Genomic DNA, 18,548 nt, shown 5'->3' on the forward strand with positions numbered 1-18,548 from the left:
GCTGGCTCCACGCCCGGCTCCGGACCGCCGCACGCCCGGCCCTGGCCCACACCGGAGCACGCCCCGGAGTACGCCCCGGAGCGTGATCGGGTGGCACAACCCGGCGTCGCGGGACGGCCGGTACGGGGCCTCCGGTAGCGTTTGGGCGTACGCCTTTGATCGCCTGCGGCGAGGGACGAAATTGTCTATGTCTAGGGGGACTGTGCGGTGCGTCTGACCGGTACGGGGCACGCGAGCATGCGGATCGACACGGGTGCGGGCAGCATCCTGTGCGACCCGTGGGTCAACCCGGCCTACTTCGCCTCATGGTTCCCTTTCCCGGACAATTCACAGCTCGACTGGGAGAGTCTCGGCGACGTCGACTACCTCTACGTCTCCCACCTGCACCGGGACCACTTCGACGCCGCCCACCTCAAGCGGTACGTCTCGAAGAAGGCCACCGTGCTGCTGCCGGAGTACCCGACCTCGGAGCTGGAGGACGAGCTGCGGGAACTCGGCTTCACCAGCTTCCTGCGTACGAGGAGTGAGGAGGTCGTGGAGCTGGACGGCGGGCTCAAGGTGATGATCCAGGCCCTGACCAGCCCCACCGACGGCCCGATCGGCGACTCCTCGCTCTGGGTCGAGTACGACGGCGTCCGGGTGCTGAACCAGAACGACGCCCGACCGACCGACCTGGGCGTCTTCGCCGAGCTGGGGCACGTGCACGCGCACCTGCTCCAGTTCTCCGGCGCGATCTGGTATCCAATGGTCTACGAGCTGCCCGGTGCGGCGAAGACCGCGTTCGGCAAGCAGAAGCGGGACCGGCAGATGGACCGGACCATCCGCTACATCGACGACCTCAAGGCGTCCTGGGTGTTCCCGATCGCCGGCCCGCCGTGCTTCCTCGACGACGAGCTGTGGCAGTTCAACGACATCCACGGCGACGAGGGGAACATCTTCCCCGACCAGCAGGTCTTCCTCGACCACTACACCGGGCTCGGCTACGACAACGGGATGATCCTGCTCCCCGGCAGTGTCGCCCAGGTCGGCACCGACACCGTGCACACCACCCATCCGGTGCCGGACGTGCGGGAGTTCTTCGACCGCAAGGAGGAGCACCTGCGGGAGTACCAGGAGCGGGCGCGGCCGGTGATCGAGGCGGCGAAGGCGTCCTGGCGGCACCCGGAGATCGACGTACTGGCCGAGATGAAGCGGCGGATCGAGCCGCTGCTCGACGAGTCGATCTATCTCGCCAAGGGGGTCGGCGGACCGGTCCGGTTCGACCTGGTCGGACCCTCCGGGGAAGCCGGCGGGGAGACCGTCGAATCCATCCTGGTGGACTTCCCGGGCAAGCAGGTCCGGCCGTACGCGGACGAGAAGGTCCGCTACCGGTTCCGTACCGAGCGGGCGCTTGTCGAGCACCTGCTGCACATCGAGGAGGTGGACTGGGTCAACTCGCTCTTCCTCTCCTGCCGGTTCTCGGCGGCCCGGATCGGCCAGTACAACGAGTTCGTCTACGCCTTCTTCAAGTGCCTCTCCGAGGAGCGCCTCCAGTACGCCGAGGGCTGGTACGACGAGCACGAGCGGACCACCGACGCCGAGGACATCACCATCGGCGACTGGGTGCTGCAACGGCGCTGCCCGCACCTGAAGGCGGACCTGACCCGGTTCGGCATCGTCGAGGACGGCCAGCTCACCTGCCAGCTGCACGGCTGGCGGTTCGACCTGGCCAGCGGCCGTTGCCTGACCAGCGTCGGGCACTCGATCCGGGCGCACCGGGTCGGCGAGCCCGCCCCCGCCGACGCCCCTGCCGAAGCTGGTTAGGAAGGGCCCCCTCTACAACGAAAAGCGATAAAAGGGGGCCCTTCCTTTCAGACGACCCGGCCGAGGTCGGTGAGGATGCGCCGGGCGGCGTTGTGCCCGGCCGCGCCGATCACACTGCCGGCCGGGTGGCAGCCGGCGCCGCCGGCGTAGAGCCCGTCGATCCCGGTCGGGTACGGCATCCGGTCGGTGAACGAGACGGTGTTGTCGACGTGGTGGATGTGCCCGCCGGTGATCCCGAAGTGCGCCTCGATACCGGGCGGGGTCAGCGGCACCGCGTCGGCGACCAGCCCGCTGGTGCCGGGGGCGTACCTGTCGCAGATCTCCAGCAGCCGGTCCACGTAGCCGGGCAGCAGGTCGGCCCAGTCCCCGCCGGTCGGGGCGTAGGGCACGGACTGCACGAAGAGGGCCGACGAGTGGTGTCCGGCGGGATCCTGGAGCGACGGGTCGACGGTCGTGTGCAGGTACCACTCGATCGTCGGCTCGTCCGGCAGCCGACCGGCCTGGACGTCGGCCCACATGCCGCGCAGCGCCGCCATCGGCGAGCCACCGCCCGAGCCACCCGAGCCGGGCAGTGGCGTGCCGCCCGAGCCGGGCAGCAGCGTGTCGGAGCCGGGCAGCAGGTGGATGGTGGCGCCGAACGGGCTCGGTGCCCCCTCGGGCAGGCAGGAGAAGTTGGGCAGCCCGGCCAGCGCCAGGTTGACCTTTAGGGTGGTGCCGGTGCGCCGGACCGACTCCATCCGCTCGGCCAGCGCGGCCGGCACGGCGCCGTCCGGCACCAGCTCCATCAGCCGGTACGGGTCACCGGCGCCGAGCACCACCTCGGCGGCGACGCTGCGCCCGTCTTCGAGTACGACTCCGCTGGCGGCGCCGCGGTCCAGGGTGATCGCGCTCACCGGCGTACCGGCGAAGATCCTCGCCCCGGCGGACCGGGCGGCGTCGGCGAACGTCCGGCTGACGGTGCCCATCCCACCGGCCACGATCATCCAGGTGCCGCCCGCACCGGGCAGCCGGCACATGTTGTGGGCCAGGAAGTTGTAGCCGGTACCCGGGTCGTCCGGCCCGGCGTTCAGCCCGGAGAGGCCGTCGGTGACCGCGTACATCGAGACCAGCAGTTCGGAGCGGAAGTCGAACCGGGCGAGGTAGTCGGCGACCGAGCCGCGTACCAGGTCGACGAAGACCTGGCGCAGCGCGGGCCGGACGTAGCGGTCGGCGGTCTCCGGCACCGGCAGCGGCTCGGCCAGCCAGGCCGGCGCCAGGTCGTCGCGGAGCGCGGCGAGCTCGGCCTGCATCGCGTCGTCGGCGGCCACGTCGGCCCGGGAGAAGTGCCGCTCCATCTGCTGCCGGGTCGCCTCCCGGTCGGAACCGAAGAGCAGGTACGGCGAGCCGGGGCCGCCCGGGGTGGGCAGGAAGTAGTGCGGGTCCCGGCGCAGCACCGGCAGTTCCACGCCGAGCAGCCGGATCAGCTCCGGCGGCATCAGGCCGAGCAGGTACGAGCCGGTGGAGTGCCACAGCTTCGGCGCCTTCGGGAACGGGTTCTCGGTGCGGGCGGCGCCGCCGATCGTGCCGGCGGCCTCCAGCACCACCACGTCGAGGCCGGCTCGGGCCAGCAGGATCGCGGACACCAGGCCGTTGTGGCCGGCGCCGACGATCACGACGTCGGCGCGGGCGGGCAGCTCGCTGTGGGCGGGCAGCTCGGCGGGGGCGGGCAGCTCGGCGGGGGCGGGAAGCTCGGCGGTCATGCTCGGCAAGCCTAGTTCGCCCCGGCCGTCGCGGGTGCGGCCTTGGCCGGGCCGCTGCCGAGGAACTACTGGCCAGGGGTGGTGTCGAGTTGCTGGAGGAAGGCGGCCAGTTCGGCTTCGAAGAGTGCCTCCGGATCGGTCACCGCCCAGCGGAGCTGGTGGTGGACCTCCATCGAGACCAGGCCGTAGAGCATGGTCCAACCGGAGAGGATCAGGCAGGCGACCTCGGCCGGCAGTTCGGGGCAGTTCGTCCGCAGCGGGGTGAGTGCGCTGGCCAGCCGGTCGTCGACCTGCCCGGCCAGCGGCACCGGGAACGGCCTGCGCCGCCACAGCTCCACCAGGGGGTCGATGAAGACCTCGCCGAGCCGGGCGCCGGGGTCGTCCGGGTAGTCGAGGCCGTCCTCCGGGAAGGCGTCGACTCCGGGTACCAGGTTGCCGAAGACCAGCCGGAACTCGGTTGGATGCCGGACCGACCAGTGCCGGAAGGCGCGGGCGGTGCCGACGAGCTGGTCGACCGGTTCGGTGCCGGCGGCGTCCCGGGCCGCTTCGAGGTGCTCGCAGAGTTCGTCGAGCAGGTCGCTGGCGAGGTCGAGTATCAGCGCTTCCAGGCTGGGGAAGTATCGGTAGATGGCGGGAGCGGTCATGCCCATCTCCCGGGCGATCGCGCGCAGCGAGATGGCCTGGGGGCCGCCGGTCACCAGCAGCTGTCGCGCCCCGTCCTTGATCTCGGAGACCGCGGCGGTGCGCAGGCGTTCCCGGCGGGTCGGTGCCGTCATCGCGAACTCCCTTGACGAAAGAGAACGGCGTTGCAATAGTAAACGGCGTTTATCTCATTGAAGCCTCGTTACGGCGGTACGGCTAAGACCTTAGCGGCTGACAGGAGTGCGGGCGATGTTCACGTGGTGGGGCGGGGCGGTGGTCCGACTCCGCTGGGCGGTGCTCGCCGCCGGCCTGGTGCTGGTCGCGGTCGGCGCCACCTGGGGGGCCGGGGTCTTCGGCTCGCTGACCGGCGGCGGCTTCGAGGACCCGGGCAGCGAATCGGTCCGCACCCACGAGCGGATCGACGCCGAACTCGGCAACCAGAGCGTCGACCTGCTCGTCCTCTATTCCAGCCCGGACAGCACCGTCGAGCAGCCCGCCTTCCGCGACCCGGTCACCGCCGCCCTGGACCGGCTCCGCCAGCACCCCGAGGTGGCCAGCGTGACGAGCTGGTACGAGACACGGGCACCGGCGCTGGTCTCGACCGACCGGCACGCCACGTACGCGGCGGTGCGGTTGCGGGCGACCGACCCCGACGAGCAGGCCGAGGCGTACCGGGAACTGCGGCCGGCCCTGGACGCGCCCGGAGTCCGCACCGAGACCGGCGGCACGGTCGCCTTCCTCGACGAGGCGAACGAGCAGAGCAAGGAGGACATCACCCGGGCCGAGATGCTCTCCCTGCCGATCCTGCTGGTGCTGCTCATCCTGATCTTCCGTGGCCTGGTCGCCGCCGCGACGCCACTGCTGGTCGGCGGGCTGGCCATCCTCGGCGGCTTCGTGGCGGTACGCCTGATCGGCACGTTCACCGAGGTCTCCGTCTTCGCCATCAACATCATCACGCTGATCGGCCTCGGCATGGCCGTCGACTACGCCCTCTTCATCGTCAGCCGGTTCCGCGAGGAACTCGCCGCCGGCCGGTCCGGCACCGAGGCGATCCGGCGCACCATGAGCACCGCCGGCCGGACCGTACTCGTCTCCGGGCTCACCATCGCGACCGCACTGGCCAGCCTGCTGATCTTCCCGCAGTCGTTCCTGCGCTCGATGGGGCTGGGCGGGATCGCCGCAGTCCTGGTCGCGATGCTCGCCGCGCTGACCGTGCTGCCGGCCCTGCTGGCGGTACTCGGGACCCGGATCAACGCCCTGGCCGTACGCCCGCCGTGGCGCCGCCGCAAGGGCGGCACCGACCCGGGTCCGGACGCCACGACCGGGATCGGCGGCTCGGCCGGGATCGGCGGGTCGGCCGGGATCGGTGGCTCCGGTGCCTGGGCGCGGCTGGCCCGCAGCGTGATGCGCCGACCCGTGCTCTACCTGCTGGGCGTGCTCGCGGTGCTGGCCGTGCTGGCCGCCCCCTCGCTGCGGATGGAGGCCGGCGGCTTCGACGAGCGGGTGCTCCCGGCCGACGCGGTACCCAGGGTGGTGGCCGAACGGATCGCCGCGGACTTCCCCGGCGGCAGCGTCGGCCCGGTCGAGGTACTCCTCTCCGGCGCTCCCGCCGCCGACGCACAACGGTTCGCCGATACGATCCGGCAGCTCCCCGGGGTGACCGGTGTGCAGCCGACCGCGAACCGGGGCGACTCCACGCTCCTCTTGGTGACCTATCCGGGCGAGCCGACCGGCCCGGTGGCCGAGCGGGTGGTCCGGCAGATCCGGGACCTGCCGACACCGGCCGGCGCGGAGGTACTCGTCGGCGGGCGGCCCGCCTTCGACGTGGACATGCTGGACAGCCTCACCGCCCGGCTCCCGCTGATGGCCCTGATCATGGCGTCGGCAACGCTTGTGCTGCTCTTCCTCGCCTTCGGGTCGGTGCTGCTGCCGATCAAGGCGGTGCTGATGAACCTGGTCTCGATCGGCGCGTCGTTCGGCGTGGTGGTCTGGATCTTTCAGGACGGGCACCTCGCGGAATGGCTCGACTTCACCCCGACCGGCTTCATCGAACCGAGCAACCCGATCCTGATGCTCGCGGTCCTCTTCGGACTCGCCACCGACTACGAGGTTTTCCTGCTCTCCCGGGTACGCGAGGCGTGGGACGCCACCGGCGACAACACCGCCTCGGTGACCGCCGGCCTCCAGCACACCGGGCGGATCATCACCGCCGCCGCGCTGCTGCTGATCGTGGTGGTCGCCGGGTTCGCCACCGGCGGCGTCGTCTTCGTCAAGCTGATCGGGATCGGGATGATCGTGGCGATCGTCGTCGACGCCACGCTGGTGCGGGCGCTGCTGGTGCCGGCCACGATGCGGCTGCTCGGCCGGTGGAACTGGTGGGCGCCGGGCCCGCTGGCCAAGGTCTACCGCCGGTACGGCATCCGCGAGTCGGCGCCTGATGTCGCCGGTGGCCGCGAGAGGTGAACTGGGCTTCTCCGAGATGGCACAACCTGCTCACTTTGCCCGGTCGGCCTGAGGGCTCGGGGGATCATCAGTCGGTCGCTTCGTGAGCCTCGGGCCAGAGTCGGATCGCCCGTGCGGCGGCGTCGATGACCAGTTGGCCGTCGACCTCTGCTCGTGACTCGGGGATGCCGTACCCCGGCCACTCGGCGACGAAGGCGACCGGCCCGGACGGCGGTAGCGGCCAGACCCAGTACTGGGCGACGTGTCGCCGGTCATCCGACTCCGCGCTGCCCGCGAACAGCACCGGACCGGCCGGCTCGGCGTCCCGCGGCGGGAACGCGTGCCGATCCAGGTTGGTGATGCTGCTCCCGTCCGCGAACTGCACACCCACGCGGAGAAACTGGTCGGGCAGGTGCCGGCCTGCCCAGTACCCCATCCGGTGGATGCCGTGGTGCGGAAGGTCCGGCCGGCGGTCAGGGGTCCGGAGCACTGCGGTCACGGTGAACTCGAAGCCGGTGGGATAGGCGAGCAGGTTACTGATCATGATTGCGGCGTTGTCGGTGTGGGCCAGCACGCGCTGCTCGGCCACGACGCCGGGGAACACCGACTCGGGCTTCGTCCAGGAAGGACGGGGCGGAGCGGGCGGCTCCGGTTCGGGGTCCGGTGCGACGGGCGGACGGTCGAAGAAGCCCATACAGCCAACCTTCCCACAATCCCGGTGCACGGTCGGTCCGGGTCAGGCCCGGCCGGGCGGCCAGCGCCCGGTGCCCGGGCAGCCGCCAGGTCCCAAGAAGCCGATGGGCCCGCACTCGGTCGGGCCGGGTAGCCTGGATCGCATGGCAATCCTGGCGCGGAGGATGTCGTACACCGCATTCGTCGCCGTTGTCGTCGCAGTCGGTTTCGCTGCTCTCACATCGTGTTCGGCGGATTCTTCGGATGGGCCCGGCTCCGAGCCGTCGGCGTCCGACGGCATGTCGACGCCCACCCAGGCGACCACACCGTCGCCTGCACCGACGGGGCCGTGCGCCGACGGAACGTGCGAGATCGATGTCGCCGTGGGCGACGTCGTGGCCGTGCCGGAAAGGTACGGCCTCGGGCCGATCGAGGTCACGGCGATCGCCGCTGCCGAGGTCGAGATGGTCGCGCCGCTGACCGGGTCCGGTTACAGCGTTTCGGGCTGTTCCGGTGGCGGCGGCGTGTCGTCGCAGGGCGGCGGCGGTGTCCGGATGAGCTGCAAGGTGGGCGCCGTCGCGACCATCAACGACGTCATGAGCCTGGAGGTCGTCGAGGTCGGCGGTAAGGTCGCCGTCCTGCGTATCGAACCCACCGGGTGAGGTCGTCGATTGTGATAGCCGGCCAGCCCGCAGCAGATCAGGCAGAGTACGAGCAGGAGCCGTAGCCTGGCCGATAGATCGTTAGGCGGTCGGCGATGGCCCCGGGCAGCCCCGAAACGCCGACGTCCCGCGTTCGGGATCGACGGGCGCCATGACCAGGACGGTAGCGGCCATCCGCCCGTCGGTTCAGCGTGGCGACAACGCTCCACCCACCTTCCCCGGGCCGGTCGAGCGGCCGGTCCGACTCGGGACGCCCGACCACCGGACGTTCGGTTGCCGGAGGAGGCCCCAGAGGAAGGCGACTTCTGGGTACAAGCTCGGCTGCCGCAACTGCGCAGAACTCTCAAGCGCACCGTCGGCAGTCCGAGTCCTCACGCCTACTGAGAGAGAATCTGCCACCCGCGTTCCTGCCAGGGCTCATTCCGGCGCCGGAGTGCTCCAGCGCGAGCCTCCGCCGTGGACTGTGCGACCTTGGCCTCGGCTGCGCTCATCCAGCCGTTACGGCACGCCTGCTCGTACTCGTCCCAGTCTTCGATCTCGACACGCGAATCCCGCTCATGCAGCACCGGGTCGAGTTCGAGGTCGACATACCGCCAGCCTGCTTCGGTATGTTCCGGCGGAAGGCATACGGCGGTTCGTCGACGTCGGCGGGAGTGGAGAGCCGTACCGAGGCCATCTGCCGGGCGCCAGGGATCAGCCGACCGGACCGGTCGACGATCTCCTGGCCGCGCCACAGCCCGAAGGTGACGTACGAGGTATAGGCCTTGAGCAGGCAGATCGGCCGCCGTCCCGGGGTCTCGCCGAGGCCCCACACCGGGTGGCCGTGCCACATCACGCAGGTCGCGTCGGTCAGCGTCGCGTCGATGACCGGGCGGACCGTCAGGGACGTCTCCGTCAACGAGGTGTCGAGTCCGGTCAGGTAGCCGTCGGCGCTTGTCGTCTTCATGATCTTTCCTCTCGATCGGGGAGAGCCTGCTCGGCGGCTGACGCGGGCGATCCATTACTGCCGGCCTGTCCGGTAAGCCCTGGTGACGCCCCTAACGATTCGCGAATCGGCGCCACCGACCAAGCCACGATCGCTCTACGATCGTTGAGCCGGATTCAACGAAGGGGGTGGCGGGGATGCTGGAGCGACACGAGGTCGAGACCTTCCTGACGCTCGCCGACGAGCTGCACTTCGGTCGTACCGCCGAACGGCTGGGCGTGACCACCGGCCGGATCAGCCACGTCATCAGGAAGCTGGAACGGCGGATCGGCGCTCCGCTGTTCGAGCGGACCAGTCGAGTCGTCCGGATCACGCCAATCGGCCGGCAGTTGGCCGACGACCTGGCCCCGCTTGTCGAGCAGATGGACGCCGCCCTGCGTCGCGCGGTCGAGGCCGGCCGCGGCGTGACCGGTCAGCTCCGGGTGGCGTTCCTCGGTGAGTACCTCGCGCCGGTACTGCTCAAAGCGGTAAAGCTGTTCACCGCCCGGCACCCCGACTGCGACGTGCACGTACGCGAGGTGCAGCTGTCCAGCTCACGGGCCAGCCTGGTGGACGGCTCGATCGACATCCTCATCGCCTCGTACCCGTTCGACGGCATGGCGCAGGGGCCCGTCTTGATGGCGGAGCGGCGCGTGCTGGCCGTGGCCGCGACGCATCCGCTGGCCGACGCGGAGTCGGTCTCGCTGGAGGTGCTCGCCGGCCACCCGGTGGTCCAGTACCCGCCGACAACGTCCGCGGCGTTCAAGCGTGACCGCACACCCGAGCACACGCCGGCCGGCCGCCCCATCCCCAAGGGCCCGCACGGCAACACCTTCTCCGGGATGCTGTCCCTCGTCGCGATGGGCCGGGGCGTGCTGCCGGTGGGCGAGCAGACCCAGCGGTACTACCCCCGGCCCGACATCGCCTACCTGCCGATTCACGACGCCCCACCCATCGAGCGCGGACCGGTCTGGCTGGAGGCGAACACGACCACCCGGGTACGACAGTTCGTCCCGGCCGCGCTGGACGCCAACTCCCCGCCCGCAAAGCCCGCAGAGTCGGCCCCACCTGCCCGGGAAGGCACCGGGTCCGCCGTCTCCGCAGCGAGCGGTCAGATCGTGTAGACGGCCGGCGGGAACGGTGCGGCGCCGCTGAACCCGGGCAGCGTGGCGATCACCGGCAGGCCGAGCCGCTGATCGGTCGGTACGGACCAACAGGGAATGTCGCTGATCTCGGCGGCGATGACGGGCGCAGGGAAGAAGTCGTAGAACGGCTCTGGCAGGTCGACGTCGTCGAAATGGTCCTCGGGCCGGCCGGACAGCCCGTTGGCGTCCATCCACTTCAGCTCGAACGCCAGCGGCTCCCCGGTGCAACCCGCGGCGTCATTGAGGTCGAAGGTGCGCACGGTCGCGCCGTCCCGGGCGACCAACCACGCCGACCCGTCGTCGCGCTCGCCGTCGTAGAACGCGTGGGCCTCGCCGAACTCCGCACTCAACCGTTCGACGGTGGCACGGGCCTCGGCCGGCCGGGCGGGATGGTCGGGCAACTCGTTGAACACGTCACACCACGGTCCGGTGATCGTCGTCCACCCGTCGCGCGCCGGGCCGACGAAGACCAGTGGTTGCCCCGCACGGCAGTGCTCGATCGTTTCCAGGACGCTGTCGGCGAGCCCGAAGGTCACCGGACGGGGGTCGTGCAGTCCGATCGACGCCATGACGGCGGTCGGGTCGTCGCTGCGCACGCACCACCACCGCAGCCAGCAACCGGAGAGCAGGCGCGGAGCGTCCAGGTGCAGGCGGATGCGGACCAGACGCTCGACGAGGGCCACGTCAGCCGGGTCGAGGCCGGGCTCGCCGGCCACGTGGGCGAGGGCGTGCAGCGCGCTGGCGCGCAGCCTGCCTGGTCCGTGCCGGCGCACCGCGAGCAGCGCCTCCCGGGTCGCGGGATCGTCCGGAGCGAACAACCCCAGCACGTCGATGCGGTCGTACGGACCGGCCGTCCGCAACTGTTCCAGCAGCGCTCGCACGTCGATGGTCACGGCGGCAATGTACGGCAACGTACGCAGGCCCGTAAGGTTCGTGACCCCCCTGCCAAGACGAGAGGCATCCGAGGTCGAAGCGTAGCGGCGGGATCCCCACGCTCATCAAGTAGCCGCCGACCGTGCGCTCCGAACCTGGCCATCGTCACGCTCGGTAGCTGACGCTCCATGTCGATCGGCTTCCGGATCGCTGACATTGAGAGAGTGTGCCGCCCAGCGGATCGGACGATCTTCAGTGCTGTTCGGCAAGGTGGTCGCCGTCGCTGAACTTCCACGTCGGGTATCTCTCGGACATGTAGGGGCGGTGGCCGTCCCAGTCAGCCGGCCCGAGCAATCGCACCGGCGACAGTCGCAGCCGCTCCTCCGGATCCTGCTCGTAGCCCCACGCGAACCCGACCAGCGGAACGACGAGCCGCCGGTCAAGGTCCCAGGGCCCGATAGTCAGGAAGCTGTGCGCCTCCCACCGCACCGCACCCGAGCGCCAACGGGAAGGAGCGTCGAAGAGCACCGGCCGCGTTCCGTACCAGGCGAAGGGCGCGCTGGAGTCGGCGAACAGGTCGAACGGGTCGATCCCGAATCGGTCCGTCGCGCTGGGCTCGCGGACCAGCTGCACCCAGCCCAGCAGCGATCGATAACCCTGGGCACTGAATTCGACTGACGCGGTGCACACCGGCATGCCCAGCTCCTGCTCGGTCTTACCGACGGCCACCGGGTCGGCATTCGGCGCAACCTCCACCAACACTCGGCCACGCTCGTCACCGAAGCCAAACCGAATCTCCACCGAGCCATCCTGTATCTCGTCCGCGCACTCAACTGCCGCGATTCGATTGATAGCGGCGCGGTCAGGAGCCGCGACGTTCACACAGGGCCATCTCGTCCATGTCGTGGGCGTAGCTGACCTCGATGTCAGGCAGCTCGTCCTGCATCTCATTAGCCAGTCGTAGTCCTTCCTGCTGCCACCGCCAGTCCTCATCGGGCCGCCGAACTGAAAGCCTGTCAACGCAATGCCGTTGAAGCGCTCGTTCTCACGTCCGCAGCCGCTGGACCAGCTCCACACTGACACCCGGCTCCTCAAGGTCGACCGGACCCAAGTGCTCGATCAAGACCGTTCCGTGGTCGATCGGCACACCCGCGAATGGAGATGATCGCCGCCGCACTCGCCGAATGGGCCGGCACCCGGACCGGGATGATCTTCATTCCGCCCGGCGAACCCTGGAAAAACCCTTTCATCGAATCCTTCAACGGCCGGCTCAGCGACGAATGTCTCAACCTGCACCTGTTCTGGTCCCTGGCCCACGCCAAGGTCACCATCGGCGACTGGAAGAAGAAGTACAACCACGACCGGCAGCACTCATCGCTGGGCTACCGAGCCCCACGAGCCTACGCCGCGATCTGTACCCACTAATCCGCTCTCACGCGTCTGGTGTCGTATGCCCACATCGCGATCTCGACGCGGTTGCGGGCGCCGAGCTTGGTCATCAACGATGCGACGTGGGTCTTCACCGTGCTCAGGCCGACGAAGAGCTCGGTGGCGATCTCGGCGTTGGTCCGGCCCCGTGCCACCAGCGCGAGCACCTCCTCCTCGCGCTTCGTGAGTGGGTCGATGGGCTGGACCGGTACAACCGGTGCCTGGTCGGCGAAGGTCGCCAGGAGCCGGCGGGTGACGTTAGGGGCGATCAGCGCGTCCCCGTTGGCCGCCGCGTGGATGGCCTGCACGAGGATCACCGGCCCGGCGTCTTTGAGCAGGAATCCGCGGGCGCCGGCGCGTAGAGCGCCGAGGACGTACTCATCGAGGTCGAAGGTCGTGATCACGACGACCGCCATCGGGTCCCTCACGTCTGGCCCGGCCAGGCGCCGCGTTACCTCGACGCCGTCGAGCCCCGGCATCCGGATGTCGACGAGGAGGACATCGGGACGCAGCCGGGTCGCCAGGTCGAGCGCGGCGAGCCCGTCTGCTGCCTCCCCCACAACGTCGAGGTCGGGTTGCGCGCCGAGGATCATCACCAGCCCGGTCCGGACCAAGTCCTGGTCATCGGCTACGACAACTCGGATGCTCATGCCTGCGCCTCCACCGGCAGCACGGCCTCGACCACCCAGCCACCCTCGGGCCCCGGCCCCGCGGAGAGCGATCCGCCGAGGAGCTGGGCGCGTTCGGCCATGCCCAGCAGGCCGAACCCAGGCTCCAGGGCTGCCCCCGGCTCAGTCTGTCCATCGTCGCTGACACGCAGCTTGACGGCGTCCCCCTCCCGGCGTACGTCGATCCCGACGCGGGTCGCGCTCCGGGCGTGCCGTACGGCGTTGGTCAGCGACTCCTGCGCGAGCCGGTAGAGCGCGGCGTCCACGGGTCGTGCCAGCCGGGTTAACGAACCGTCCAACGAGACCTCGACGGTGGGCGTCGCGTCGGCCCGCGCGAGAGCAGGCAGGTCCGCGACACCCAATTGCGGTGAGTAGGCGACGGCTTCCTCCTCACGCAGCACCCGCACCATGGATCTCATCTCCGCCAGGGTTCGCGACGCTTCAGACTCGATGACGGCTAGGACCTCGGCAGCCTTCTCAGGCTGGATGCCGGCGACCACGCGACCGGCCTGCGCCTGCACCGCGATGGCCGAGACGTGGTGCGCCACGGTGTCGTGCAGCTCGCGCGCCAGCGCCATCCGCTCCTGATTACGGATCTCGCACTGTCGGCGATGCCAGAGGTCCGCGCGGTAGCGGAATACCGCCGCGAGGGCGACGAACAACAGCAAGAAGACGCTCCCGCCGAAAACGTCGGCCCAGCCCGCGGCGGAGACGTACATTCCCAGCGCGACGACGACCGTCACGAACGCCGTCCCCAAGACCATCTCCCGTCCCGAGCCCCACCGCACCAGGGAGTAGAGCAGGATCAGGACGGCCATCATGGAGTAGGGGTCGAGGTCCCCGGCGTGCGCAGTCAGCTGCAGGACCGAGAGCAGCCCGGCGACGCCCCACCCGACCAGGGCGGCCAACAGGGGGCGCCCCCGCCGCCAGAGCAGGGCAGGCATCAGCGCCAGTGCGAGCACCGTCACAAGAGGTCGCAAGGCCAAGCCCGGCCGAACGATGCCCTCGACCAAGGCGGTGGCCGCGAACACGCCCACCAGCAGCCAGTCGAGACGACCGATGGGTGGGGCGTCAGCAGGCCGCGGCTCATGCCAGATGGAGCGCCGGACAGTGACCACGGCTCCAGCCTAGGGATCGGCGCTCCTCAGCGTACCCGTCTAAAGAACGAGAGACAGACCATGCCATCGGCCGGGCCAGCTCCGGCCTCCGGCCCGGTGTGCCCGCCGCCGGGCTCAGCGATCGTGGACCTACCAATCCCCGACACGACAACGGAGCCCATGATGAGAACACCTCAACCCACTACCACACTGCAAGACCAGCCGATCCCGGTGAAAGCCAAGCTCGCCGCAGCGTGGACGAGTTTCATGTTCCTCTATGCCTACGTGGACATTCTCGGCTTCTTCACGCCCGGCATCGTCGAGGACATCCTCGACGGCAAGGTCTTCGTGTTCAACCTCTCCCAGACCTTCTCGACCACGGCGCTGACCCTCATGGCCATCCCGATCTTCATGGGCGTACTGTCGATGACGCTGCCCACCCGGGTGAACCGCATCACGAACCTCGTCGTGGCCGCGCTCTACGTACCCGTCACGGTGTTCAACGTGGCGGGCGGGTTTTGGCTGTACTTCTACGGCCTCGGCGCCGTCCTGGAACTGGTCGTTCTCACCCTCATCGTGCGGTACGCATGGACCTGGCCCCGCACCGCGTCGTCGGCGACCATGGCGACCAGCCCTGACCGTGAAACCGTTCGCGCTCAGCAGCAAGCGTGAACCCAGGAGCAGTCCCCGTCCTGTTCGAAGCCGTCGCCCTCGGTGCCGCGGTGTAGACCTCCGGGCGGGTGGGACGCCAACTACCACAAGGCTGCGTGATCGACTGCGCACAACTGCCGCGAATAACGCGCAGCCTGGCGTTCACCCCCGGACAGCGCTTACTCACTCCAACTCGAGAGATATCAGCTTGTCCTCCTCACCTGGTGCCGGGCACGTTGTTATCCAGCGTCGGAGCGGCCTCGATGACGACCTGGGGGTAGACGGCTGCGAGTGCCCGCACGGCGTATCGCCAGCTCGCCATCCCCATGGCCGACCCGATTAGGCGTCCGGCCTCGCCACGTTCTGCCGCCGCTGCCACCACGAGCAGTGCCCGAGCCTGTCGTCCCGTGTCGGTGATGCTGCGGGCGACCCGCTCCGCCCCTGTAAGGTCGCCGGCCGTTGCGAGCTCCGCGGTGAGGGCCTGAGCCCGCTCGTCGGGGTCGTTCGTCGGGTTGACGACGGTTTGCGAGGCGCCGTGGACGCCAGCCAGTGCCCTTGCCCGCCACTCCGGGTCGTCGATCTCACGGGCGATCCGCTCCGCGCCGTCGACATCGCCGATCGCGCCCTGTGCTTCTGCAAGTCCGGCGAGAGCACCGGCCTGCCAGTCCGGGTCGGTGATCAGATCGATGATCCGTTGCGCCTGCGGTACGTCCCCGGCCGCCGCGACCGCCTCGGCCACGCCGGCGAGGGCTCGCTCGCGCTCGTCACGGTCGTCAATGCTGCGGGCAGTCTCTTCGGCCCATTCCACCTCTGCCGCGACAGCCAGCGCTATCGCCAGATCGGCCCGAGCGCCGGCTTGTCCGGAGGTGTCGGTGATGGCTCGGGCGATTTGCTCGGCGGTTAGTGCCAGGTCGGCGGAATGCTCGTGGCGGCCGGCTGCGGCCGCCGCCGCTGCCAGGTCGGTCATTGCTTGCGCCCGTAATCCGGCGTCGGCGATGCCAAGGGCGACCCGCTCCGCGCGGTGAAGGCCGGCGGCGGACGTCGACACAAGCTGGCTAAGCGCCGTGACCTGTTCGTACGGATCGGTGATATCGCGGACAAGCCGCTCCGCCCACTCGTCCTCGCCCGCCGCGGTCATGGCCTCAGCCAGCCGCGTGAGCACGAGCGTCCGCTCGAATGGAATGACCAACGAATGCCCGGTCTGCTCCGCTACCGCCAGTAGCCGTAGTGCACGACGCCCTTTGCCGGCCTTGGCGCTCACTCCTGCCAACCCGGCGAGCAAGAGGGCACGCCGATACGGATCATCGATGTAAGCAACTGCCTGCTCGGCGATATCGACCAGGCCGTCCACCCGTCCCGGCTCGGCCTGGTCCGCCAGGTCGACCAGCGCCGAGGCCCGTTGATCGGTCAGTGTGATGTCGTCGATGATCCGCAGTGCGCCGTCGGTATCGTTCGCCTTCGCCACGGCGGTGAGCGCCCGCGCCCGATGGTGTGCGTCTGTCAGGCTGCGGGCGATGGCCTCGGCCTGCCCGACGGCACCGGTGATCGTGAGTACCTCCACCAGACCGGCCAGTGCCATCTCCCGCTCGTACGAATTGTCGATAGTCGTGATCAGGTCCCTCGCGGAGTCTGCCGCGGCCATCGCGCGCTCCGTGTCGCCGGCCCGGCCCGCCACCGTGGCCACGCCGAGCAGCGCGCGTGAACCCTCGTACGGGTCGATGATGTCCCGGATGATCCGCTCAACCCGCACCGTCTCGCCCGCCGTGGCCAGCGCCTCCGACAAGGCGACCAGCGCGGCTGTCCGCTCGTACCGGTCGGCGATGCTGTAGGCAAGGGCTTCGGCGCGGTCGGCGTGGCCCAGAGTCGCCCAGACAGCCGGGAGCCGTACGGGAATGTTGCGGTTGCGGGTTTCCAACTCGTCGCGGTGATGAGACAGACGCAGCAGGCAGCCGAGGTCGGCCTCGGTGAGTTCGCGGCGTGTCAGCAGGATGTTCTGGCAGGCGTGCAACTCGGCGAACGCGGCTGCGTCGCCGCCGGTACGCAGCAGCATTCGGTCGTGCCGGGCGTGGTCGAGTGCCAGATCCACGAGGCGGCCGACGTCGGACAGTTCAGCCAGCAGGGCTGGGTAGTCGAGCAACAGATATCGCGGGGTCTCCGGCGGCCAGGATCGGTCGCGGTAGTCGTCGGCCCACCGGTGCAGACGCTCCCGGTACGCCGCGAGGGTGGTGCCGAAGCTGCGGACCGCCGTGCTGCGCAGCGTCTCGTGGGTGAAGACGTACCGCCGATCCGGTTCCCGCCCGGCGACCGTGCGCCCGAACACGCCACCGAGCAGGCCTTCCAGCCGGAACGGTGGCTCGCCGGTCAGTTCCTCCAGCTCGGCCAGGGTCAACCCGCCGCCGCAGGCGGTGATCAGAGCGAGTACCTGGCGTCCGAGGCCGTCGTCGTGCAGCAGGTCGTACAGTTCCCGGCCGGCGTGCCGGGCGACCTCACTTGCGTGCGGCGACATGGTCAAACTGCGGATCCGGATGCCGCGCCGCAGGGGATGGTCGGCGGCCACGTCGGCCGGCAGCGGCGGATCCGGGCGGCTCGACACCACGACCCGCAGGCCGTCGCCGCAAGCTTTGGGCAGCAGTGAGGCGACGCTGGCGAGCCCGGATCGCGGCCGGACACTCCGATCCTCGTCGATCCCGTCTACGACCAGCACCAGGCGACGGCCCTCGGCGTGCAGCCTGCCCGACGTCTGTAGCAACAACGCCCGTCGGAGGGCGTCGGCGCGGCCGGGTGAAAGCGGTCCCGGCGCCGGCTCGCCGAGGATCGCGGCGAGCTGGTCGATGAGCATGTCGGTAAAGGCGACACTGTCCGACTGCGCGGCCACCCGCATGGTGACGAAGAACGAGACTACCTCGACCGACGGCGGCGGGTTCAGCACAAAGGTGGACAGCAGCGCGGACTTGCCCGCCCACGGCTGCGCCTTCCACCAGAGGTATTCCTGATCGCCGGCGCAAAACGCGGCCAGTTCCGCAAGCTCGGCACCGCGGTCTTTCAGAGCCCCCGGCGCGCCGCCCCCAGGCGCGATGTCGCGTACCTGGTCGATGTAACCGGACCGGATCCACCACGAGGGCGGCGTATCGCGGACGTGGAGGTGCATCTGCGGGTAATCGCCAATCTGGACACCGGTCGCACCCCGAAGATCCATACGCGTCGGCTCATCCACCCCGCCGCCTAGAAGTTGATGTTCATGCTGGAGTAGTCGCCGACCTGCACGCCCTTAGCCTCACGCAGGTCGACGAGGTACTTGCCGACCCTGGCGCCGGCCGGGTCGGTAGCCCGCAGCAGCCGTGCCGCGGCGGCGACGACTTCCTCGTCGTCGGCCACACTGGCCTCGGACACCGCGGCACGCAACGCCGGAACGTCGTCAGCTCGCCCCTCCAGCGCACGCACCATCTCCTCGGAGGAGGTTTCGTCGCCGTCCCGGCGCAGCCGGCGGATCAGCGCATCCCGCAGGCCGCGATAGGCATCCTGCACCGCCCCGGACACCGTCTCCGACAGTCCCGCCGCCAGCGCACCAGTCACGAGCGACACCGGATCCATCGCGCACCACCACCATCCCATCGCGCACCTTCGGCTCAATAGTGGACCGCGATCGGCGAACCGCGCAGTCCGGGCTCGACGTCTGGTGCCATCGCCGGGTCATATGTCCTATGCGCTCGGTGCGACGCAGCCGGGCGTGTGCAGCTGCCGCGGTGTAGGTGGCCACCGCGA

At 69.8% G+C, this 18,548-nt stretch carries 15 protein-coding genes and 1 pseudogene; 6 read left to right on the top strand and 10 right to left on the bottom strand.

Features of this window, described 5'->3' with window-relative positions:
- The first annotated feature begins 207 nt into the window (after positions 1 to 207).
- A complete protein-coding gene (locus O7626_RS06595) occupies positions 208 to 1,803 on the top strand; it encodes a Rieske 2Fe-2S domain-containing protein (protein WP_278060269.1) in 1,596 nt (531 codons plus the stop codon).
- A 47-nt stretch (positions 1,804 to 1,850) separates the two neighbouring features.
- Here the strand turns inward: O7626_RS06595 and O7626_RS06600 are convergent, their stop codons facing one another.
- Complete coding sequence (locus O7626_RS06600) at positions 1,851 to 3,542, bottom strand: NAD(P)/FAD-dependent oxidoreductase (protein ID WP_278060270.1); 1,692 nt, start codon at positions 3,540 to 3,542, stop codon at positions 1,851 to 1,853.
- 65 nt (positions 3,543 to 3,607) lie between these two features.
- Entirely contained in the window at positions 3,608 to 4,318 is a 711-nt protein-coding gene (locus tag O7626_RS06605; protein ID WP_278060271.1) for a TetR/AcrR family transcriptional regulator, read from the bottom strand.
- 115 nt (positions 4,319 to 4,433) lie between these two features.
- On the opposite strand from O7626_RS06605, the gene O7626_RS06610 reads away from it, so the two are divergent.
- The gene (locus O7626_RS06610; RefSeq protein ID WP_278060272.1) at positions 4,434 to 6,647 is read left to right on the top strand and encodes an MMPL family transporter; all 2,214 of its coding nucleotides are present in this window, start codon (positions 4,434 to 4,436) and stop codon (positions 6,645 to 6,647) included.
- 67 nt (positions 6,648 to 6,714) lie between these two features.
- Here O7626_RS06610 and O7626_RS06615 read toward each other — a convergent pair whose 3' ends face one another.
- Positions 6,715 to 7,320: a hypothetical protein gene (locus O7626_RS06615; RefSeq protein WP_278060273.1), complete on the bottom strand. Its 606-nt coding sequence runs from the start codon at positions 7,318 to 7,320 to the stop codon at positions 6,715 to 6,717.
- A gap of 142 nt (positions 7,321 to 7,462) precedes the next feature.
- On the opposite strand from O7626_RS06615, the gene O7626_RS06620 reads away from it, so the two are divergent.
- Entirely contained in the window at positions 7,463 to 7,960 is a 498-nt protein-coding gene (locus O7626_RS06620; RefSeq protein WP_278060274.1) for a hypothetical protein, read from the top strand.
- A gap of 487 nt (positions 7,961 to 8,447) precedes the next feature.
- On the opposite strand, the gene O7626_RS06625 is transcribed toward O7626_RS06620, so the two are convergent.
- Positions 8,448 to 8,906, bottom strand: coding sequence for a DUF1801 domain-containing protein (locus tag O7626_RS06625; RefSeq protein WP_278060275.1), 459 nt, complete (start codon positions 8,904 to 8,906; stop codon positions 8,448 to 8,450).
- Between the two features lie 176 nt (positions 8,907 to 9,082).
- Here O7626_RS06625 and O7626_RS06630 point away from each other — a divergent pair, with 176 nt between their 5' ends.
- The gene (locus tag O7626_RS06630; protein WP_278060276.1) at positions 9,083 to 10,048 is read left to right on the top strand and encodes a LysR family transcriptional regulator; all 966 of its coding nucleotides are present in this window, start codon (positions 9,083 to 9,085) and stop codon (positions 10,046 to 10,048) included.
- On the opposite strand, the gene O7626_RS06635 is transcribed toward O7626_RS06630, so the two are convergent.
- Both O7626_RS06635 and O7626_RS06640 read right to left on the bottom strand, forming a co-directional pair.
- Positions 10,036 to 10,962 (bottom strand): hypothetical protein, encoded by a 927-nt coding sequence (locus O7626_RS06635; protein ID WP_278060277.1) that lies wholly within the window; start codon positions 10,960 to 10,962, stop codon positions 10,036 to 10,038. The two genes, O7626_RS06630 and O7626_RS06635, sit on opposite strands and share 13 nt — an antisense overlap.
- Positions 10,963 to 11,194: 232 nt before the next feature.
- Positions 11,195 to 11,824, bottom strand: coding sequence for a hypothetical protein (locus O7626_RS06640; RefSeq protein WP_278060278.1), 630 nt, complete (start codon positions 11,822 to 11,824; stop codon positions 11,195 to 11,197).
- A gap of 276 nt (positions 11,825 to 12,100) precedes the next feature.
- Between O7626_RS06640 and O7626_RS06645 the strand changes: the two are divergent.
- Positions 12,101 to 12,367: pseudogene (locus O7626_RS06645) on the top strand (transposase); the annotation flags it as partial.
- On the opposite strand, the gene O7626_RS06650 reads toward O7626_RS06645, so the two are convergent.
- Both O7626_RS06650 and O7626_RS06655 read right to left on the bottom strand, forming a co-directional pair.
- Positions 12,364 to 13,020, bottom strand: coding sequence for a response regulator transcription factor (locus tag O7626_RS06650; RefSeq protein ID WP_278060279.1), 657 nt, complete (start codon positions 13,018 to 13,020; stop codon positions 12,364 to 12,366). The pseudogene O7626_RS06645 and the gene O7626_RS06650 overlap by 4 nt on opposite strands.
- Positions 13,017 to 14,156: a histidine kinase gene (locus O7626_RS06655; protein WP_278060280.1), complete on the bottom strand. Its 1,140-nt coding sequence runs from the start codon at positions 14,154 to 14,156 to the stop codon at positions 13,017 to 13,019. Before O7626_RS06655 ends, O7626_RS06650 begins: the two co-directional genes overlap by 4 nt.
- Before the next feature lie 210 nt (positions 14,157 to 14,366).
- Between O7626_RS06655 and O7626_RS06660 the strand changes: the two genes are divergently transcribed.
- Complete coding sequence (locus O7626_RS06660) at positions 14,367 to 14,807, top strand: DUF6326 family protein (protein ID WP_278060281.1); 441 nt, start codon at positions 14,367 to 14,369, stop codon at positions 14,805 to 14,807.
- A 196-nt stretch (positions 14,808 to 15,003) separates the two neighbouring features.
- Here the strand turns inward: O7626_RS06660 and O7626_RS06665 are convergent, their stop codons facing one another.
- On the bottom strand, positions 15,004 to 18,000 hold the full coding sequence (locus tag O7626_RS06665; RefSeq protein ID WP_278060282.1) for a hypothetical protein: 2,997 nt from the start codon (positions 17,998 to 18,000) through the stop codon (positions 15,004 to 15,006).
- Positions 18,001 to 18,008: 8 nt separating this feature from the next.
- Entirely contained in the window at positions 18,009 to 18,377 is a 369-nt protein-coding gene (locus tag O7626_RS06670) for a hypothetical protein (RefSeq protein WP_278060283.1), read from the bottom strand.
- Between the last annotated feature and the right edge of the window lie 171 nt (positions 18,378 to 18,548).

This window comes from Micromonospora sp. WMMD1102 (assembly GCF_029626265.1).
GTDB lineage: Bacteria > Actinomycetota > Actinomycetes > Mycobacteriales > Micromonosporaceae > Plantactinospora.